The sequence below is a fragment of the Nesterenkonia alkaliphila genome, assembly GCF_009758175.1.
Lineage (GTDB): Bacteria > Actinomycetota > Actinomycetes > Actinomycetales > Micrococcaceae > Nesterenkonia > Nesterenkonia alkaliphila.
In genome coordinates this window covers 1-15041 of record NZ_WRPM01000063.1, presented here as the reverse complement: position 1 = coordinate 15041, position 15041 = coordinate 1, and the positions used below count along the sequence as shown (strand labels likewise).

Sequence of the window (15041 nt, the reverse complement as noted above, 5' to 3'; positions counted from 1 at the left end):
CAGGCCGTCCGAAGAGTTCAGCGATGCGTCAGCAAGAAACGCTATGTACTAGCCGGCACTGACCCTCGCTCACAGAATGATGGTGGCGTAGAAGGTCCGCGGATCGATGTCGGCTAGCGCGAGCATGTCGTCGGACGCTGATCCCCCCGAGTGCGGTGCGGTCACTCTCGGCATCCGAAGCCGGACGGCGACGACAGGTTCTTCGTCGATATTCTGGACGAGGGCGTAACAGATAGCGAGGACGTGCCGTCGACTTGCTTCGTCGGTGTGGCTGGTGGCGCTGATGTCATCGATGCGCGGAGCGACGCGCACTCCGGCCGAAGTCAGCTCGGTGACGAGGTGGTCGGGCAGGTCGCCGCTGCGCGATGGGGTGGCTTGGCCGATGGTCCGGGCGACCACTGTCTGTTCCCTGTGGTTCCAGGTCGGGATGTTCAGAGTGATCGTGTGCTCGTGACCGCGGTCGGTGAGCCGGGCGGTGATCTGGTTTGCCTCGATGGTGAGGTCGTCGATGGCGCGGCGGGCCAGGGCGCGGGCGCGGGGGAGGTCGCGGTCGGGTGGTCCGGTGATGAGGACGGGTTCGATCTGCTTGAGCCAGGCGCGTCCCCAGGCGGTGGAGCCGAACTCGCGGGTCATGGTGTGGTCTCCGGGTTCAGGCGTAGCACCTCGTACAGTTCGTCGTCGCCGAGGGTCAGCAGGTCGGCGTCGCTGCCGGTGAGGGCTGCGTCGGCGAGTCCGCGTTTGCGGGTCTGCATGGTGGCGATGTGGTCTTCGACGGTGCCGGCGGTGCGCAGGGTGTAGATCGTGACGGGCTGGTCTTGTCCGATGCGGTGGGCGCGATCGGAGGCCTGGTCCTCGACGGCGGGGTTCCACCAGCGGTCGTAGTGGATGACGGTCGTGGCGCGGGTGAGGTTGAGGCCGAACCCGGCCGCACGCAGGGAGAGTACGAGGATGTTCGGTCCGGTGCCGTCCTGGAAGTCGCTCACGATGCGGTCGCGGCTGGTCGCGCGTAGTCCGCCGTGCAGGAACGGGACCGTGATGCGGTGACGCTCGGCGAGGTCGCCGGTCAGGAGGCGGCCCATCGCGGTGTATTGGGTGAAGACCAGGCAACCGGTGCCGGTGGTCAGGGTCTCGTCGAGCATGTCGCTCACGCGGTCGAACTTGCCCGACCGTTCTGCTAGCGGTCCGTCCTGGCCGAGGGCCTGGGCGGGGTGGTTGCAGACCTGCTTGAGTCGGGTCAGCAATGCCAGGACGTTGGTGCGGCGGGTGGCGCCGGAGCCCAGGCCTGCGCCGAAGGTCTCGGCCAAGGCCCTGTCGTAGAGGCGGCGTTGCTCGTCGGTGATGGTGCAGGCGATGTCGATGACCTGACGGGCCGGAAGTTCGGGGGCGACCTCGGCCTTGGTACGTCGCAGCACCAGGTCGCGGGTGTGGGTGGCGAGCCGGTCGGCCGCGGTCGTTGAGCCGCGGCGTTGGACCGGGATGACGTAGCGGTCGCGGAAGCGGCTGCGGGTGCCCAGGAAGCCGGGTCGGACAAGGTCACCGAGGGCCCACAGGTCTCCCAGCTCGTTCTCCACCGGGGTGCCGGTGATCGCCAGCCGATAGTCGGCGCGGATGGCCGAGGCGGTGCGGTGGGCCAGGGTGCGAGGGTTCTTGATCTGCTGGGCCTCATCGAACGCCACCACACCCCACGAACACTCGGTAAACCTCGCGGGGTCGCGCCGCAGGCGCGCATAGGTCGTCACGGTCACCGTGGCAGGCCCGGGCTCGTCGCGGTCGCCGACCACACGCAGGCCGGGAGCGTGGCGGGCGATCTCGCGTTCCCAGTTCGTGCTCACCGAGGTCGGGCAGACCACCAGATGCGCCGCCTCGGAATGATCGAGCATGAGCGCCAGGGTCTGGAGGGTCTTGCCCAGCCCCATGTCGTCGGCCAGGACCGCGCCGCCGTCGCACCGGGTGAGCCATTGCACGCCCGCGAGCTGATAGCCACGCAGCCTCGCCGCCAGTCCCGCATCGGCGAGTGAGTCGGCGAGCCGCAAGGTGTCGCGAAGATGTCGTGTGGTGGCGTCGGCGGTGTGAATGTGAGCGTCGTCGGCGGTGAGGGCGCAGTGTGCCGACACCGGCAGGAGCGCCGTGTCGGCATCGGGGTCTCGGGCCAGGTGCGTCCAGGCCCCCAACGAGTCACTGTCGGTCTGCGCTGGCTCACGATCACGGAGCCAGTCCCATCCCTCGTGCAGGCTCATCTCTTGACCGGGAACATCACGGGCCACGATCTTGTCGCCGTCAGGGATCGCCAGTCGCATCGTCGCCGTGGTGTCGGCGGGTGCACCGGAGTCGAGCATGGCCGGGTCGGGCGTCCAGAGGAACCAGCTCGCACGCTCGGGCAGGTAGGTCAGTTGCGTCCGTTCTGTCACGGAGTCTCGTCCAGCAGGGCCCGGGTGTCGTGCAGGCTGGTCTCGATGAACCGTGCGATCACCTCCTGCTCGCGCGCGGTGAACCCGGCCAGGGTCGCGCGGGTCTGCGTATCCAGGCGCCCGTAACGGTCCAGCATCTGCTCACGTGCCGCGGGGACGGCTTCGATGAGCACGCGGCGCCGGTCGGCGCCGTCGCGGACCCGCTGCACCAGCCCGGTCTCGGTCAGCCGGTCGATCATGTGCGTGATCGCCCCGGTGGTCAGCCGCAGCCTGCGTGACAGCTCACCGGCCGGCAGTGCTCCGTCCACGATCACCTCGTGCAGACACGCCAGATCAGACGGCCCGATGCCTGCCTCACGGGCGATCGCCTCGTTCACCGCGTCGACCGCCGACAGCCACGGGGGCAGAGCGCGTGCGATCCGCTCCACCGCATCCGGTTCCGCCGCGGTCGTGTCCTTGCTTGCCATCCCACCAGTGTACCTGAACTACTCATTATCTTAGTCATTAAGGTAATGTGTAAGGATGCGCTCTCGAACTCTTGGTCTCGTCGCGATCCTGCTGGCGGTCTTCGTCGATCTGCTGGGCGTGACGATCGTGACCGTCGCCCTGCCCGCCATCACCACTGATCTTGCCGCCAGTCCCGCTCAAGCCCAGGCGGTGCTGTCCGGTTACACGTTGACCTTCGCGGTCGGGCTCATTACCGGTGCCCGGTTGGGCAGATTGCTCGGGCTACGGCGGGCGTTCGTGATCGGAGTGGTCGGCTTCACCCTCGCCTCCCTTGCGTGTGGGCTCGCCGATGTCGCGTGGCTGCTCGTGGCGGCCCGGGTGGTCCAAGGGCTGTTCGCGGCGCTCATGGTCCCGCAGGTGCTGGCGTTTATCCAGCTCATGTACGAACCGACCGAGCGAGCCAAGCCGATGGCCGCGTTCTCCGCTCTGCTGGGGATCGCCGCGGCGGCGGGGCCGATCCTCGGCGGCGTGCTCATCGCCCTGGACTTGTTCGGCACGAGCTGGCGGGGCGTGTTCCTGGTCAACGTGCCCATCGGCATCGCCGTCGTCATCCTGGCGCTGCGGACCCTGCCGGCGGCGCGCTCCGAGGGACGGGTCCGGCTCGACCTGCTCGGCCTGGTGCTCTCGGCCGCGTCCTTGTTCTTGATCCTGCGGGGACTGGCGGGCCTGGCCGACACCGACACTCCGCTCATCGAGGTGTCCGCTATCGCCGGTGGCGCGGTGTTGTTCGTGGTGTTCTTGATCCAGCAGCGCGCCAGTGACCGCCGTGGTGGCCAGCCGTTGGTGCCGTTGGCGTTGCAGCAGCGCAGCACCTTCCGGTCCGCGATGGCCGTCCAAGTGTTGTTCTTCATCCCCGTCATGGGCTTCTCCCTGGTCATCACCCAGTACGTCCAGAGCCATCTCGACTACAGCGCCCTCATGGCCGGACTCGTCGTGCTGCCCTGGGCCATCCTCACCGGCCTCGGCGCAGGCATCGGCACCACCGCCCTCCTACCACGCCTCGGACGCCTGGTCATCCAAGCCGGACTCCTCACCATGAGCCTGGGCATGGCGCTGGTCATCGCCGCCGTCCTTCTGGCTCCCGACCAGCCCGCCTTCGCCTCGTTCCTGCCCGGCGCCGCCATCGGCGGACTCGGCATGGGCCTGGTCGTCGGACCGCTGACCGAGACCGCCCTGGCCCGCGTGGCCCGCGAGCACGCCTCGGAGGCATCCGGTCTATTCAACAGCGTCGGACAACTCTCAGCCAGCTTCGGCTTCGCCACCGTCGGCAGCACCTACTTCGCCATCACCGCCACCACGACCGGCCCCTCCGATCCCACCTACGACCAAGCACTCACCGTCGCGCTGAGCGTCGGCATCACAGTCGCTCTCATCGCCGCCCTGGTCGCCTTCCGTCTACCCAGGCATCACATCACCAGCAGCGCCTCAACCACAGAACCAGATGCGTATCGGTGACAGGAGCATCACGTGTCCGGGGTGCCTGTGCGATGTGACGCAGGCGCCGTGCGTCGCAGTCCCGCGGGGGCGCCTCCATCACGCTACCGCCTGATTGTTCTGGGACGGCACAGCAGGCGTCGTTCGTGAGGTGTCAGGGCGATGACAGGAGCCGCACATGCCACGGCCCCTTCTGCTGGGAGCGGGTCGGCCAACGAAGCTCTCGGTAGCGAGCCGACCGAGTTCCACCCGATCCTTGCGCGGACTCGCACGATTCACCGCCCCATCGGTCCGGTCGCCTACGACTGCGTGAAGCTGATCTTCGTTCGCCACGGATCGGCGATCCTGCTCAGCGAGTTCGGCGAGAAGCCGGTCAACCTCGGTGACGTCATAGCGCTCGGCTCGAACACCCTGTGCGGAAGTGAACCCGAAGGCTTCATCACCGTCACGACCCTCTATCTCGACCGGGATTACATCATCGATCAGGTCTTCTGGCAGCACGCCGCGCTCCTGGTTGACCGGTGGGACGCACGGGACTTCGCAGACGAGTTGTACTCCGAACCGGCGCAAGTACTACGCCTCGGTGAAGACCGTGTTGGGATGCTCGTTCCTTGGCTGGACGAGCTTGTTGCGCTCAGTCTCGACGGCCCGTCCCCCGCGAGGTTCTACAGGCTGCAAGCATTGTTGTTTGCGGTTCTCGACGTGGTGACGCCCTACGTCAAGACGACACCCACGCGGCGGTCTCCGACGCAACGGAAGACCACGCGAGCCGGTGCTCCGCGTCATCGTCGATTCGCTCCGCTCCGAGTCGAGGCGCGCGAGGTCGTCGAGCTGCTGCGTGGTTCTCCTGCCGAGCGGTGGACGCTGGAACGGCTTGCTCGAACGGTTCATCTGTCGCCTGCTCAGCTGAGCCGGGTGTTCGTCGACGCTTACGGCAAGACGCCGTTGGCGTACCTGACGATGCTTCGGGCGGAGCGGATGGCAAGATTGCTCCGAGAGACTGACTTGACTGTCGAGCAGGCTGCTCGTGAGGTTGGGTGGTCGAGTCGGAACCATGCGGCCCGCCTGTTCCGCCAGTGCGTGGGCGTCAGCCCCGGCCGATACCGCAGAGCCGCTCAAGAGGCAGCAGCTTAATCTGATGCTCACGATCTACTCATCTCCTGGGCTCGATTCCTTCACCCTCACCCGTCACCGGCTCATGGGCGAAGTGATGGCTGGTAGTCCGGTAGGGACTCGTCGGGTTCACCGCCGCACCTGACGGTCACTGTCTTTGTCCGTCTCGTCGTCCCGGTGGTCCCGGCGTACCTGATGTTCATCGAGCCCGATCGGCTCGGTGCTCAGGTGATCGCGAGGAGACCACGATGACGACGATGACATGGGACACAACCGCGACGGCGCATGAGCCGCTGGGGACACGTTCGGTGTCGTGAGGCCGTGCCATGCCTGCCGCCTTCGACGCCCTCGAGCAAACAAGCCACCTGCCCTTGCCGGAGGCCGCTCGCGTCTACGCGACCGCGGGCGTGCCGGTGTTCCCATGCGTGCCGGGTGAGAAGCGGCCGCTGACGACGCGAGGCTTCCACGACGCGACCACTGACCTCGGACAAATTTCGGCATGGTGGTCACGGTGGCCGGAGGCGAACGTCGCTATTCCTACCGGACCGGTCTCGGGTGTCGAGGTGGTCGATATCGATGTTCACGACAGCGGCTCCGGGTACGGGTCGTGGGAGCGCGCCCAAGACGGCGGGTTGGTCGAGGGCTGGGGTGCGCTCGTGCACACTCCTTCGGGTGGCCTGCACGCGTACTACCCGGCGGGAGCGCGGGAGCAGCGTTCCTGGCAGGCGCCGAGGGCGCATGTGGACTTCCGCGGGAGCGGGGGCTATGTCGTCGTCCCGCCGTCGAGGGTCTCCGTTGGTGCGGATCGGCTCGGTGTCTACGAGCTGATCGCGACCACAGCGGCTGCGCCGATGCCGGTCGATGCGATGCGGCTTCGGGGATTCCTCGACCCGCGCCCGCCGGTCGTCTCGTCTTCTGCGGTGCCGGTTCGTGGTCCGGACGCTGAGCGGTTGTCGCGGTGGGTGTCCTCGCTGGGTGAAGGCGAGCGGAACCGTGGGTTGTTCTGGGCGGCGTGCCGTCTGGCCGAGGCGGGCACCGCACCGGGTGAGGCTCTGGCTGTGCTCGGGCCTGCTGCCGAGCATGCCGGGCTGGGTCCGCGAGAGGTCTCGGCGACGATCCGTTCGGCGTTCCGGACCACCGCCCCGCATGCACGAGGTCAGGGCTCGTCGCCGGGCAGGCAGCACGAGATGCCGCGACGCGCGTCGCGGACTGTTAATGGGCAGGTGCTCTCATGACCCCCGGACCGTCTCCGGTGGTGCGTCGTCGCGGTGGTCGTCTCGCCGTGATGACCGCGGTGGCCGGGACGGTGTTGATCGCGTTGGGGGCGTTCTGGCTGTCTTTCACCGCTCTGGCTGATCTGGCCCGGCGTTCGGGCATCGAGGCGGGGCAGGCGTGGGCGTGGCCGCTGATCGTGGACGGCATCATCGTCGTTGCGACCGTTTCGGTGGTCGCTCTCGCAGGGCAACGGGGCGCTTGGTATCCGTGGATGCTGCTGGCCGCTGGGGCGATCGTGTCGGTCACGGCCAACGCTCTGCATGCGGTGGTGGCCGCGGATGCCGATGTGCCGGGTGTGCTGGCTGCGTCGGTCGCGGCCGTGCCGCCGTTGGTGCTGTTGGCGATTACGCATCTGACCGTGATCCTTACCCGGCCTCTGCCTGAGCCCGAACGCAGCGAAGTGCGCGTCGAGGACGACGCGGTGCTCTCACCCGGGACCGTCCGCGAGCTGGTCACTGCCGATTCGGCCCAGACCAGCCCTGAGTCTGCGTCGGTGGAGCGGGATCGGCGTGAGGTCGCTGCCGAGCTGCGGGAGGCGGGCTGGTCGAACAAGGCCATCGCGGCCCGCGTGGGTGTGCACCCGTCGACGGTGGGCCGATGGTTCGCCGAGTCCACCTCTCTGGTGAACAGTCACGAAAACCAGGAGGCGCGGCCATGAGGGAACAGGACCGAGACGACCAGCAGGAGTCCAAGCGGGCAGCACCACCGGAAGGTCCCGCGCGACCGGACCCGAAGGAGCCGGCGACCGAAGCGTCGGCGACCAGGACGTCCGAGCCGGGGACGGATCGCGAGGGTCAGGTCTCGGAGCTGGCTCGCCGCCGCGACCCTTCACTGGACGGGAAGAATCCCGCGGCTGCCCGCGATGTAGCCCGGTGGGATGCGCGTGGGGTGGCGTGGGTGCGCCCGACCGATCTGGTGGCGCAGTCCAGTGCCCGGTGGGCGGGGCGTGGGATCAGTTTCGAGACCGAGCTGGCCCGCCGGATGCGCCGCCTTCCCGTCGAAGCGACCGCGGCATCACGGGCCGCGATCAGCGAGCGGGCGCGCCGGTTGCCGCCGTTGTCGGCCTTCGGCCGCAGCCGCGGGTCCGGCCATTCCGGGGCCACCCGGTCAGGGATCGGGTTGGGCTGAGTCATGGGCAGCTTCTCGGGCGTGAGCGGACGGCTTGCCGTCGGGGAGCGCGTGCGCACCTACCGTGCAGGAGGTGCCACCACCATGACCACATCCAACGGCCCATCACGAACGGACTTCACCACCGGCGAGGGCCTGCGTGCCTTGCTGCTCCGGCTCCACCGGGGTGGGCCGCGGGCGTGGCGTACCGATGCCGAAGCTGCCGCGCTGATGCACTATGCCGCTGAGAAGTACGCGCCTCTTGCTCGCAAGCATGGTCTGGATGCGTGGGAGGCGGCGTCGGCGGCGTTCGAGGTGATGCGCACCCCGGCGACGAGGAAGGCCGATGATCCGTGGGCGGTGGTGACGCGCGCGGTGCAGGTGACTTGCATCGCCGAAGAGCGTGGCAACGGGCTGTTGTGCTCGCCGCATCAGGCCAGGCGGGTGCAGTTCTCGGTGTTCCACGACGCCGAACGCTTCAGCGACCGCGAGAACCCCCTGACCGACTTCCACCCCTCCTTCCACCACCGCGACCACTCCGACCCTGACTCCGCGGAGGAGGCCGAGCCCATCCCGGAGTCCGCAGCAGCATCCAGTGCAGTCGAGGACACGATCGCGTTGTTCACCATGCTCGGCTGGCCACCACACACCGCGCGCGGCGCGATCGAGTACGTGTGCGAGCGTCTCGCCCGGGCCGGGTCCCGGCACACGGCGTTCGAGGCGCTGCGCCGCGACAAGTCTGCCCGCGCGCTGCTCGACCTGCCCGCACCCTCGTGGCACGGGTTGCTGCGGACCGTGCTGGGCAACCCCGAACCGGCCTACACGGGAACCTCGCTGGGACGGGGAGTGTTGTTGCGGCTGCTGATCGGTGAGCCGTTGCGGGTGCTGCTGCGCGATGACGACCTCGTGCTGACCATCACCGTCGCTGCACCGAGTTCACCTTCCGGGGGCGAGGGTCGTGGGTAACCGAGACGGCCATATCGAGTTGGAACGCACCGTCGCCTCGATCATCATCGGGCGCCGGCACCGCACCGCTTTCGGTGACATCGACTCCCTCGCCGCCTCTATCGACCGCGACGGGCTGCTCCAGCCGATCACCGTCACCCCCGAGGGCGTGTTGGTCTGCGGGGCTAGGCGCCTGGCGGCGATCAAGCAGCTCGGGTGGCGGACCGTGAAGGTGTGGGTGCGCGCCGGGATCACCGACCGCCTCGGACAGCTGCTGGCTGAGCAGGACGACAACCAGCTTCACAAGCCGCTCACCCAGACCGAACAGGCTGCGCTGTATCGGGAGCTGAAGGCGCTGATGGCCGAGGACGCCGCCGGTCGCCAAGAGGCGTCCCGGTTCACCGCGGAAGGACAAAACCCCAGGTCACGCGGTGCCGTCGAATCGACGGCACCGTCACCGAGTGCCTCCGGCGACAGTCGAGAACAAGCGGCGCAGATGGTCACCGGCCGCAACTCCTACAACCGGCTCGAACAGATCGGACGCCTCCAAGACCTCGCCAGCAATCCGGCCCAGCCCGAGCACGTGCGCCAGCGTGCCGCCGCCGAGCTGGAAGCCATCGACGCCGGAGCTGGCGCTGCCCCGGCATCTCAGCGCATCAATGCCGAGCTGTCGCTGGCCGAGCTGGACCGGCTCGCCGCCGATGAGTCCCAGCCGGTCACGGTGCGTCGCCGCGCCCAGGTCGAGGCGGCGCGGGTGCGTGAGCAGGCCGAACTCGACGCGAAGGCCGCCGAGCTGGAGGCCCTCGCCAAGGAGGCCCTGGCGCGGGCGAAGGCGGCCAGCAAGAAACGTCCTTCCCAGCGCCGCACCCCGGCCAGGCCGTTGGAGGGGCTGGTGTTGCCGCCGCGGGCGTTCGTGCGCGTCTGGGCCGAGCTGGACGGCTGGTGGCACCATTACGACCCGGACCAGATCGCCACGGAAGTTTCCGATGAGGACTGGGAGCGGTTTAAGGCCACCGTGGCCGGGACGATCGCGTTCGTCGAGCACGTCCGCACCCTGCGCACCACCGACCCCACCAGCACAGGCAGCAGCGACGACGGCCACGCCGATAGCGGCGAGGGCGCCAGAGCGCGTCCAGGTGAGGCGATCGCCGTCTGACACGGACACGCGATCCTGCCCCGGGGTGGCGGTGTGCACCTGTGAGGCATGAACCCTTCTGACCTGACTTCCCGTCGCCGGGTGCTGGTCGCCGTGATCGCCGCCGCCGTAGTGCTGCTGGTGATCGTCGGCATCGGCGTCTACGGCCTCATCCGCGGACCCCAACCCACCACCAGTGGCGACGATGCGGTGACGCTCGCGCCCGGCCCCACCGGACCATCAGGCCCCTCGGCATCACCGCGCCCTGTGTACGACACCACCGATGGCGAGGCGTTCGCCCGTTCGGTGGCGGTGGCGTTGTTCACCTGGGACACCACCGGCAGCCACGGCCCCTCGGACTATGCCCAGGTGCTCGTCGATGTCGGCGACCCCACCGGGAACGAGACCTCCGGGCTGGCTTCCGATGTCCGCTCCTACCTCCCCTCCCCCGAGGCCTGGGGACAGCTGCGGACGCATCAGACCAGGCAGTGGATCACCGTCGATGCCGTCGAGATCCCCGATGCCTGGGCCGACGCCGAAGCCCAGGCTGCACCGGGCCAGCTGCTGCCCGGCACTACCGCCTACACCATCACCGGCACCCGCTACCGCGCCGGCATCTGGGGCACCGAACCCATGCAAACCGAACGTCCTGTGACGTTCACGGTATTCATCGCGTGTGAGCCCTCGTTCGATGCGTGCCGGTTGCTGCGGCTCTCGCAAGTCGACAACCCGCTGCGTTGAAGAGACGGAGTGATCCGGGATGCGCAAGGTCATCGCCACCCTCGTCCTCGCCGGGCTGTTCCTTGGCCCCTCGGTGGTGCTGCTGGGTCTCGGGGTGTTGATGAACCCGGCTGCCCGCGCCGAAGCGGTTTGCCTGCCCGGCACGAGCCTGACGGTCGGGCCGGTCCCGGACTCCCTGACCGCCGAGACCCGCAATGGGGAGACGGTCACGCTGAACCGGGCCCAGCTCACCCACGCGGCCACGATCATCACCATCGGCGGGCAGACCGAGGGCATCAACGACCGCGGCGCGGTGATCGCGCTGATGGCCGCGCTCACGGAGTCCCACCTGCGGATGCTGTCCAACACCGGCGCCTATCCGGAGTCGGGTGACTATCCGAACGACGGCGACGGAAGCGATCATGACTCGCTGGGCTTGTTCCAGATGCGCCCGGCCACCGGGTGGGGCACCGTCGCCGAGCTGATGGACCCCACCTATCAGGCCCGCGCGTTCTACGGTGGACCCGAAGGCCCGAACCACCCGAGCCCGCGGGGCCTGCTGGACATCCCCGGCTGGGAACAGATGGACCCCGGCGAGGCCGCCCAAGCCGTCGAGGTCTCCGCCTACCCGGACCGGTATCAGAACTACCAGCCGGTCGCCGAGACCATCCTCGCGACGCTCACCCGCCCCGCAGGCGGCGGTGGGGATGCCGGTGTGGTGCCCGAGACGTCGCGCGTGCTGTTCCCGTTGCCCGAAGGGACGTGGACGAAGACGTCCGACTTCGGGTGGCGGACCCACCCCATCACCGGGGAACGGTCCTTTCACACCGGCACCGACTACGCCGCCGCGGACGGCACCGCGTTGTTTGCGATCGCCGACGGTCGGGTCACCACCGCGGAGTTCTCCGGCGGGTACGGCGGGCTGATCGTCATCGACCACACCGTGTCCGGGCAACGGGTCGCTACCGCGTATGCGCACATGTGGTCCCACGGCATCCACGTTCAAGCCGGTGACACCGTGACCGCCGGACAGCACATCGGCGACGTCGGCTCCTCGGGCAACTCCACCGGACCCCACCTGCACCTCGAAGTCCGGCCAGGTGGACCAAGCGCCGAAGCCGTCGACGCCGCCGCCTGGCTGGCCGAGCACGGCGCGACCGAACACGAGGGCGGCAGCACGGCGGGACCGGGATGCGCCCCAGGCGCAGATGCCGGACCACCCGACGGTTTCCCCGGCGGTGACCCCGACGCGATGGTCGACGACCCCACCAGCGATGGGCAGATCACCGCGCGCACCGCCCACGTCCTCGAACAAGTCCGCGCCGCGTTCCCCGGCTCGGCGTGGGCCTGCTACTCCCCGCGCCCCGGCACCGTCTCCGAACACCCGCTCGGGCGGGCTTGTGACGGCACGTTCGGCAACGCCATCGGCGAACCGGCCACGGGTCAAGCCCTCGAACTCGGTTGGGCCGTCACGAACTGGCTCCAGACCCACGCCGAAACCCTCGGTGTGGAGTACCTGATCTGGCAGGACCAGATCTGGTCCACCGCCCGCGCCGATGAGGGCTGGCGCCCCTACACCCGAGGCACCGATGTCGTGACCAGGCACCTCGATCACGTCCACGTAACGATCCGAGAAGGAGCCTGATGAGCATAGACGTCTTCCCGGATTTCGGAGCCGTGGGAGGTGCCGATGACCTTCGCGCCGTGATCGGCGCGCTGCTGACGTTCGTGCTCATCATCGCCGTACTCATGCTGATCGTCTGCGCCATCGTCTGGGCGCTCGCCACCGCCAACGGCCACCACACCGCCGCCACCAAAGCACGCGTCGGTGCCTGGACCGCACTCGGAGCTGCGGTACTGGCTGGTGGTGGCATCGCGTGGGTGAACTGGCTGCTCGATCTCGGAACTCAGCTCTGAGTTACGAGCTGGCGTCCTCAGCGGCGTGCTGGATGTCGCATTGGTCGAGGATTCGAGCGAGGTAGCTGTAGGCAGCGAGCCGCTCCATGCCTTCCTGCTCAGACAGTTCGTCGCGAGTATGGGTGGTCACGTTACGGACGGTGAGGTTGAGCCCTGTTGCCAGGCCGTTCAACGCCTTTGCGAGAGGTTCAAGGCCACCGCGCATACTCCTCGTTGTCTTTTCCGCGGGATCGCCAGGCCAGACCAGCTTGGGCCGACCCGATTCAGCCGCGCCAGGTGAAAGTGTCTGCTGCCAGAACACCGTGTCGTCAACGTCGTGGCGGCCGAGACGGTCCTTCCAGTGCAGGGTGAGCGCTTCGGCGGCTTCGCGCACCGCCACTCGGTACTGGTGCGTGGTCCAGTGTGCTGCGGCTGCGGACCAGACCACGCGGTGCAACTGCGCGGGTGCGAAGGTGGGCACTTCAGAGTCGGCCGTGGCCTCGGCATCGGTGATCATCGCGTCCAGTCGGCCTTTGACATTCGAGGCGGTCATCCGGATGTCACGGGGCGCGATCGGGGCCTTGGGCGATGACATGAACGACCAATTGGCGATGGGATCGATGAGCCCGAGCCCTTGGACTCCGATGTAGGTCCCGGTGACCGCGACAGCTCTCGCGGCGAGACCCGCGGCTTCGGCCACATCTAACTCGAGGTTCCGGACGCTGACCTCGTCTTGATCGTCCTTCGTCCAGACCGTCGGCATCAGCCCTCGTGCCGACATGTGGTCGGACTCGACCTGGGTGTGCATCCACGCCTCGAACGCAGACTCGAACTTCTCGACCGCCTCACGGAGCCGCCGGAGGTAATCGACGCCGTACTCGCTCACGCCGTGCACCTCCCGGTAAAGAGCCCGTGAGCCTCGGAACTGGCGCACATTGGCAACCCCAGATTACGCCGCTGTCCTGACATGCCTCAGCCTCGGCGCGTTTGCTCGTCTCCGGGCGGTCGCGTGCACCTGTCCGACGAGAACCACCTCTCGTCGAGCTTGAAGGAGCACCCCGCTATGCACACCATCGCCATCCTCACTGAAGCCGCCGCCCTCTACGGGCCGGCGCTGCCGATGCAGATCGACATCAACCCCAACGACTCCGGCCTGCCGGGCATCAGCCAGCTGCGCACCATCGTCGGCGCGGTCATGACCATCGGCCTGATCCTCAGCGTGTTGGCGCTGATCGTGAGCGCGATCGTGTGGGGTTTCGGCGCCAACAGCTCCAACCCCCATCTGGCCGGACGCGGGAAGGTCGGCGTCCTCGTCTCCTGTGGCGCGGCGATCATCTGCGGTGCCGCGGTCACGCTCATCAACTTCTTCTGGAACGTCGGCCAGCAGGTCTGACCCCACCCCCATCAACTCAACTTTGCGTGAAGGAGTGATCTGCGGTGGGTGTGTGCGATGTTCCCATCATCTCGTCGGTGTGTGACGTGGCCGGTGAAGCCGCCGCCACCCTGGTCTCTGCGCCGTTCGATTGGCTGGCCTCGGCGATGGGCGCCGCCGCGGGCTGGCTGTTCGAGGCCGTGTGGGCGGTGTTCGACACCACCACCCTGGTCGATGTCACCAGCGATGAGTACGTGGGCGTCTACAACGTCCTGTTCGGCGTCGCTGTGTTCATCATGTTGATCTTCTTCTGCCTCCAGCTCATCACCGGGCTCATCCGCCGCGACCCCACCGCGCTGTCTCGTGCCGCGCTCGGGCTGGCAAAATCGGTGCTCGGGTCGTTCCTGGTCATCACGATCGTGGCGCTGCTGCTGGAGATCACCGACCAGCTCACCATCGGGATCGTCCAGGCCACCGGGAACACGATGGAAGGCATGGGCGATCGCATCGCCCTATTGGCTGCCGGACTGGTCGGGGTGAACATCGCCGCACCGGGTGTGGGGGCGATCATCACGATCTTCCTCGCCGGGCTCGCCATCAGTGCTGCGGCGATCGTCTGGTTCTCCCTGCTGGTCCGCAAAGCCCTGCTGCTGGTGGCGATCGTGTTCGCGCCCATCGCGCTGGCGGGTTCGTCGTGGGATGCGACCAAGGGGTGGTTCTCCAAGTGGGCCGCGTTCGTGCTGGCGCTGATCGTGTCCAAGTTGGTGCTGGTGGTGATCTTCCTGGTCGCCATCACCCAGGTCAGTGCACCCATCGAGGCGGACCTGGCCTCGGTCAGCGATCCGATCGCCGGGATCGTGCTGATGTTCATCGCCGCGTTCGCCCCGTACATGACCTACAAGTTCATCTCCTTCGTCGGCTTCGACATGTACCACGCCATGAGCAGCGAGCAGGAAGCCAAGGGCGCGATGAACCGGCCCGTCCCCACCCCGTCCAAACCTGCCGGGGACGGACCGAAGAAGGTCCTCGACGACACCTCCGGCGGCAAGGGCGACGGCGGTGGAGGTGGTCCGACGCCGCCGAAGACCACCCCGAAGAATGCGCCAGCCACCGCCGAGGCCGGCAAGGG

General features: G+C 68.0%; 16 protein-coding genes. 11 read left to right on the top strand and 5 right to left on the bottom strand.

What is annotated here, in order from left to right:
• Nucleotides 1-69: 69 nt before the first annotated feature.
• Genes GNZ21_RS08590 through GNZ21_RS08580 form a run of 3 tightly spaced genes read right to left on the bottom strand, consistent with a single transcriptional unit; the run spans nt 70 to nt 2875 of the window.
• Nucleotides 70-633 carry a hypothetical protein gene (locus tag GNZ21_RS08590; protein WP_157323327.1) on the bottom strand — a complete coding sequence of 188 codons (564 nt, stop codon included), beginning with the start codon at nt 631-633 and terminating at the stop codon, nt 70-72.
• Nucleotides 630-2408 (bottom strand): DEAD/DEAH box helicase, encoded by a 1779-nt coding sequence (locus GNZ21_RS08585; protein WP_157323325.1) that lies wholly within the window; start codon nt 2406-2408, stop codon nt 630-632. The genes GNZ21_RS08590 and GNZ21_RS08585 overlap by 4 nt, the downstream gene beginning before the upstream one ends.
• On the bottom strand, nt 2405-2875 hold the full coding sequence (locus GNZ21_RS08580) for a MarR family winged helix-turn-helix transcriptional regulator (RefSeq protein WP_157323323.1): 471 nt from the start codon (nt 2873-2875) through the stop codon (nt 2405-2407). Before GNZ21_RS08580 ends, GNZ21_RS08585 begins: the two co-directional genes overlap by 4 nt.
• Nucleotides 2876-2930: 55 nt before the next feature.
• On the opposite strand from GNZ21_RS08580, the gene GNZ21_RS08575 reads away from it, so the two are divergent.
• The 4 genes from GNZ21_RS08575 (at nt 2931) to GNZ21_RS08560 (ending at nt 7395) form a co-directional block, all read left to right on the top strand.
• The gene (locus tag GNZ21_RS08575) at nt 2931-4370 is read left to right on the top strand and encodes an MFS transporter (RefSeq protein ID WP_157323320.1); all 1440 of its coding nucleotides are present in this window, start codon (nt 2931-2933) and stop codon (nt 4368-4370) included.
• Between the two features lie 288 nt (nt 4371-4658).
• Nucleotides 4659-5483, top strand: coding sequence for a helix-turn-helix domain-containing protein (locus tag GNZ21_RS08570; RefSeq protein WP_229659400.1), 825 nt, complete (start codon nt 4659-4661; stop codon nt 5481-5483).
• A gap of 305 nt (nt 5484-5788) precedes the next feature.
• Complete coding sequence (locus tag GNZ21_RS08565; RefSeq protein WP_157323316.1) at nt 5789-6697, top strand: bifunctional DNA primase/polymerase; 909 nt, start codon at nt 5789-5791, stop codon at nt 6695-6697.
• Nucleotides 6694-7395, top strand: coding sequence for a DUF2637 domain-containing protein (locus GNZ21_RS08560; RefSeq protein WP_229659401.1), 702 nt, complete (start codon nt 6694-6696; stop codon nt 7393-7395). Before GNZ21_RS08565 ends, GNZ21_RS08560 begins: the two co-directional genes overlap by 4 nt.
• A gap of 136 nt (nt 7396-7531) precedes the next feature.
• On the opposite strand, the gene GNZ21_RS08555 is transcribed toward GNZ21_RS08560, so the two are convergent.
• Nucleotides 7532-7870, bottom strand: coding sequence for a hypothetical protein (locus GNZ21_RS08555; RefSeq protein ID WP_157323314.1), 339 nt, complete (start codon nt 7868-7870; stop codon nt 7532-7534).
• 79 nt (nt 7871-7949) lie between these two features.
• Between GNZ21_RS08555 and GNZ21_RS08550 the strand changes: the two genes are divergently transcribed.
• The 5 genes from GNZ21_RS08550 to GNZ21_RS08530 are packed head-to-tail and all read left to right on the top strand — an operon-like array spanning nt 7950 to nt 12561.
• Complete coding sequence (locus GNZ21_RS08550; protein WP_157323311.1) at nt 7950-8810, top strand: hypothetical protein; 861 nt, start codon at nt 7950-7952, stop codon at nt 8808-8810.
• Nucleotides 8803-9945, top strand: a complete 1143-nt coding sequence (locus tag GNZ21_RS08545; protein ID WP_188503501.1) for a ParB N-terminal domain-containing protein — start codon at nt 8803-8805, stop codon at nt 9943-9945. The genes GNZ21_RS08550 and GNZ21_RS08545 overlap by 8 nt, the downstream gene beginning before the upstream one ends.
• Nucleotides 9946-9993: 48 nt before the next feature.
• Nucleotides 9994-10665: a hypothetical protein gene (locus GNZ21_RS08540; protein WP_157323309.1), complete on the top strand. Its 672-nt coding sequence runs from the start codon at nt 9994-9996 to the stop codon at nt 10663-10665.
• A 19-nt stretch (nt 10666-10684) separates the two neighbouring features.
• Nucleotides 10685-12289, top strand: a complete 1605-nt coding sequence (locus GNZ21_RS08535) for a M23 family metallopeptidase (protein ID WP_157323307.1) — start codon at nt 10685-10687, stop codon at nt 12287-12289.
• A 5-nt stretch (nt 12290-12294) separates the two neighbouring features.
• Nucleotides 12295-12561: a DUF6112 family protein gene (locus GNZ21_RS08530; protein ID WP_188503517.1), complete on the top strand. Its 267-nt coding sequence runs from the start codon at nt 12295-12297 to the stop codon at nt 12559-12561.
• Between the two features lies 1 nt (nt 12562).
• Here GNZ21_RS08530 and GNZ21_RS16185 read toward each other — a convergent pair whose 3' ends face one another.
• Nucleotides 12563-13426: a TIGR02391 family protein gene (locus GNZ21_RS16185; RefSeq protein WP_188503502.1), complete on the bottom strand. Its 864-nt coding sequence runs from the start codon at nt 13424-13426 to the stop codon at nt 12563-12565.
• A 177-nt stretch (nt 13427-13603) separates the two neighbouring features.
• Between GNZ21_RS16185 and GNZ21_RS08520 the strand changes: the two genes are divergently transcribed.
• Entirely contained in the window at nt 13604-13933 is a 330-nt protein-coding gene (locus tag GNZ21_RS08520) for a DUF6112 family protein (protein WP_157323303.1), read from the top strand.
• A 44-nt stretch (nt 13934-13977) separates the two neighbouring features.
• Nucleotides 13978-15041 (top strand): TrbL/VirB6 family protein (locus tag GNZ21_RS08515; protein ID WP_331250822.1); only part of this gene is annotated, 1064 nt, incomplete at its 3' end.

What these genes read in the sequence shown, in the direction of transcription:
- GNZ21_RS08590 (WP_157323327.1), bottom strand. Translation starts at nt 633, where the DNA reads ATGACCCGCGAGTTCGGCTCCACCGCCTGGGGACGCGCCTGGCTCAAG.
- GNZ21_RS08580 (WP_157323323.1), bottom strand. Translation starts at nt 2,875, where the DNA reads ATGGCAAGCAAGGACACGACCGCGGCGGAACCGGATGCGGTGGAGCGG.
- GNZ21_RS08575 (WP_157323320.1), top strand. Translation starts at nt 2,931, where the DNA reads ATGCGCTCTCGAACTCTTGGTCTCGTCGCGATCCTGCTGGCGGTCTTC.
- GNZ21_RS08565 (WP_157323316.1), top strand. Translation starts at nt 5,789, where the DNA reads ATGCCTGCCGCCTTCGACGCCCTCGAGCAAACAAGCCACCTGCCCTTG.
- GNZ21_RS08560 (WP_229659401.1), top strand. Translation starts at nt 6,694, where the DNA reads ATGACCCCCGGACCGTCTCCGGTGGTGCGTCGTCGCGGTGGTCGTCTC.
- GNZ21_RS08555 (WP_157323314.1), bottom strand. Translation starts at nt 7,870, where the DNA reads ATGACTCAGCCCAACCCGATCCCTGACCGGGTGGCCCCGGAATGGCCG.
- GNZ21_RS08550 (WP_157323311.1), top strand. Translation starts at nt 7,950, where the DNA reads ATGACCACATCCAACGGCCCATCACGAACGGACTTCACCACCGGCGAG.
- GNZ21_RS08540 (WP_157323309.1), top strand. Translation starts at nt 9,994, where the DNA reads ATGAACCCTTCTGACCTGACTTCCCGTCGCCGGGTGCTGGTCGCCGTG.
- GNZ21_RS08535 (WP_157323307.1), top strand. Translation starts at nt 10,685, where the DNA reads ATGCGCAAGGTCATCGCCACCCTCGTCCTCGCCGGGCTGTTCCTTGGC.
- GNZ21_RS08520 (WP_157323303.1), top strand. Translation starts at nt 13,604, where the DNA reads ATGCACACCATCGCCATCCTCACTGAAGCCGCCGCCCTCTACGGGCCG.